This is a genomic window from Frankia canadensis (assembly GCF_900197875.1).
In the GTDB taxonomy this organism is placed as follows: Bacteria; Actinomycetota; Actinomycetes; order Frankiales; family Frankiaceae; genus Frankia; species Frankia canadensis.
The window spans coordinates 1-2,742 of record NZ_FZMO01000350.1; the positions used below are offsets into that span (position 1 = coordinate 1).

A 2,742-nucleotide genomic window follows, 5' to 3' on the forward strand; every position below is an offset into this window, starting at 1 on the left:
TCCCCGGCCGTTGCGCCGCCGGGCAGGCCCCCGCAACCCCGCAGGCCCCAGCGGGCGGGGTGGACGCGGCGGCGCAACGGCCGGGGACGGCCTGGCCGTCCGGGGATGCCAGCCCGTACAGGCAGGCCAACCCGTCCGGAGAGGCGAACCCGTCCGGGGAGCATCCCGTCTGGCGGCCGGCCGACGACTGGTCCCTGCACCGGGCCGACGACGGACTGGTCACCGTCTGGGGCCTGGAGGAGGCTCGCCGCGGAGCCGGGCCTCGGGGGGCGGCCGACGTCAGCGAGGTGCCGACCGGGATCGTTCCCGCCGACCGTCTGCCCCAGGTGCAGCCCGCCGATGCCGCCACGCCACCGTCGTCGGCCTCCGGCCGGGCGTCCGCGTCCGCCGCAACGCCAGCCGGGCCGGATCGGACGGCGAGCGCGGGACCGGCCGCGCGCGGGCCGAGCCGAAGGCCGTGGCTGATCGTCGCGATCGTCGCCGTCATCGGCATCGTCACCGGCGTGATCGTGGTGCTGGCCGGTCGGGATCGGGGTGCCCCGACGGCAGGCAACGTGCCCGCGGCGGTGGCGACGCGGGCGATCAGCCTGCAGGACGGCGATCCCGCCCTCGCCCGCCGGCTCGCGCTCGCCGCCTTCCACGCCGCCCCGGACCGCCCGGAGACCCGAGCCGCGATGATCGCCCTGTTCGGCGGCGACATCACCCCCACCACTGTCGAGTCCGGCTCCGACGCGGTGCTCGCCGTGGCCGTCAGCCCGGACGGGCGCCGCGTCGCGACCGGCGGCACCGACGGCGTCATCACCGTCTGGCAGGTCGGGGACCGCACCGAGCTGACCCGCCTCGTCTCGGTGACCAGCATCGGCTGGATCAACGCGCTGGCCTTCAACGCCGGCGGCGACCTGCTCGCCTCCGGCAGCACCGACGGCAGCGTCCGGCTGTGGAACCTGCATGACCCGACGGACATCCACCGCTGGTCCATCGCCCGGTTGCACACCGACGTGGTGCGCACCCTCGCCTTCAGCCCCGACAGCAACACCCTCGCCTCCAGCGGCGCCGACGGCGTTCTCGCGCTGTGGAACGTCACCGACCCAGCTGCCCCGACGCCGCGCTCCCGGACCGACACCGCCACCGGCGGTGTCTACTCCCTGGCCTTCACGCCGAACGGCCGCCTGCTGGCGCTGGCGGGCGAGGACGGCACGGTGGATCTGTGGGACATCAGCGACGCCGCCCGCCCCACCCGAGGCCAGGCACTACGCGGGCACAACCGGGCGGTGCGCGCCGTCACCTTCACCGCGGACGGCCGCACGCTCGTCTCCGGCGGGATCGACGCGACCGTGCGCGTCTGGGACGTGACCGATCCGGCCCGGCCGGCCCAGCGGTCGATCATCCCCGGGCAGCTCGGTGGCGTCGCGAGCGTGGCCCGCGGCGACGGCGGCCTCGTCGCGTCCGCCGGTGACGACGAGACGGTGCGGCTGTCCAGCGTCGACGGCGCCGGCGCGCCCGTCCTGCTCGCCCAGTGGCACGGGCACACCCGGCCGATCAGCGCGGTCGCGTTCGTCGGCCGGACCGGGGTCGTGCTGTCCGCCGGGCACGACGGCACCCTGCGCCTGTGGGACGCCGACCCCACCCAGCTCGCCGCCAGCGCCTGCGCCGACCCGGCGAACCAGATCAGCGCCGGCGAGTGGACCAGCGCGTTCGACGGCCTGCCGTACCAGCGCCCCTGCCCGTGACGGGGCATGTTCGTGCCCGTTGGCCGTGCCCACCGACCGTGCCCACCGACCGGGTGCGCCAGACTCCGGGTCGTGGACGAAGAGGTAGGGCCGTCGGTGCTGGTGGTCGAGGACTACGGGCCGCGGTGGGAACCAGGCATGTTCGAGCTGGGTACGGACGGCCCACGGTCGATCGTCGCGGGGGTGGACGGCTCGCGGACGTCGATGCGGGCGGCGGCCTTCGCGGCGGGGCTCGCGCGGCGGCAGTCGTCGCGGCTGGTCATCGTCTACGTGGCGTCGCCGTCGGTGTGGGCCGCGGTGTCGCCGGCGCCCCTCGGCGAGGCGGCGGCGCAGATCGTCGACGCGGTCGCCGACGAGGTGCGAACGCTCATCCAGGAGCGGTACACGGAACTCGGCATTCCGGTCCGCTTCCTGATCCGCACGGGCGACCCGCTTGACGGCATCCGACGCACCGCCGCCGAGGTGCAGGCCGACATGGTCGCCGTAGGGGCATCCGAGAGCGCCGGGCACCGGCTCGTCGGCTCGCTGGCCGGCCGGCTCGTCCGCAGCGGCAAATGGCCGGTCGTCGTCGTGCCCTAGCGGTCGGCCCAGGTGGCTGCCGACGCCGTTGACGATCAGGGATTTCGGCCTGGACGGGACCGGTGCGGCGTCGTCAGCGCGACCTGGTGCGACCCAGCCGGCCTCGATCCCGGCCTGCCGCGCCGTCCGCCTGGGCTGGAGGGGACGGCGGCACGCCGTGGCGGGCGATCCTGCGGAGCTGGATCATGCGGCCGACGCCGGGGATGGCGACGAGCAGTGCGCCGGCGACGGCGGCGAACAGCATCGCCACAGCGATGGGCATCGAGCCGTGCGCACCGAGGAACGACAGCTTCACGTCCGCCTGGTTCTGCAGGATGAAGATCAGCAGGAAGACGAGGACGAGGGCGAACAGCAGCAGCGTCGCCCAGATGCGGCTGGTTCGAGTCGCCGGGATATGTGGCCGGCCGGCCGGCCACATATCCCGGCGACTCGA

At 75.1% G+C, this 2,742-nt stretch carries 3 protein-coding genes; 2 read left to right on the plus strand and 1 reads right to left on the minus strand.

The features are described from left to right. Together C1A33_RS23410 and C1A33_RS23415 are read left to right on the plus strand one after the other, a co-directional pair. Window positions 1-1,730, plus strand: a 1,730-nt coding sequence (locus C1A33_RS23410; protein ID WP_133150801.1) for a WD40 repeat domain-containing protein, incomplete at its 5' end; no start/stop codon positions are given. 72 nt (window positions 1,731-1,802) lie between these two features. Then, window positions 1,803-2,309: a universal stress protein gene (locus C1A33_RS23415; protein ID WP_243407871.1), complete on the plus strand. Its 507-nt coding sequence runs from the start codon at window positions 1,803-1,805 to the stop codon at window positions 2,307-2,309. 73 nt (window positions 2,310-2,382) lie between these two features. On the opposite strand, the gene C1A33_RS23420 is transcribed toward C1A33_RS23415, so the two are convergent. After that, window positions 2,383-2,742 (minus strand): lipopolysaccharide assembly protein LapA domain-containing protein (locus tag C1A33_RS23420; protein WP_341477260.1); only part of this gene is annotated, 360 nt, incomplete at its 5' end.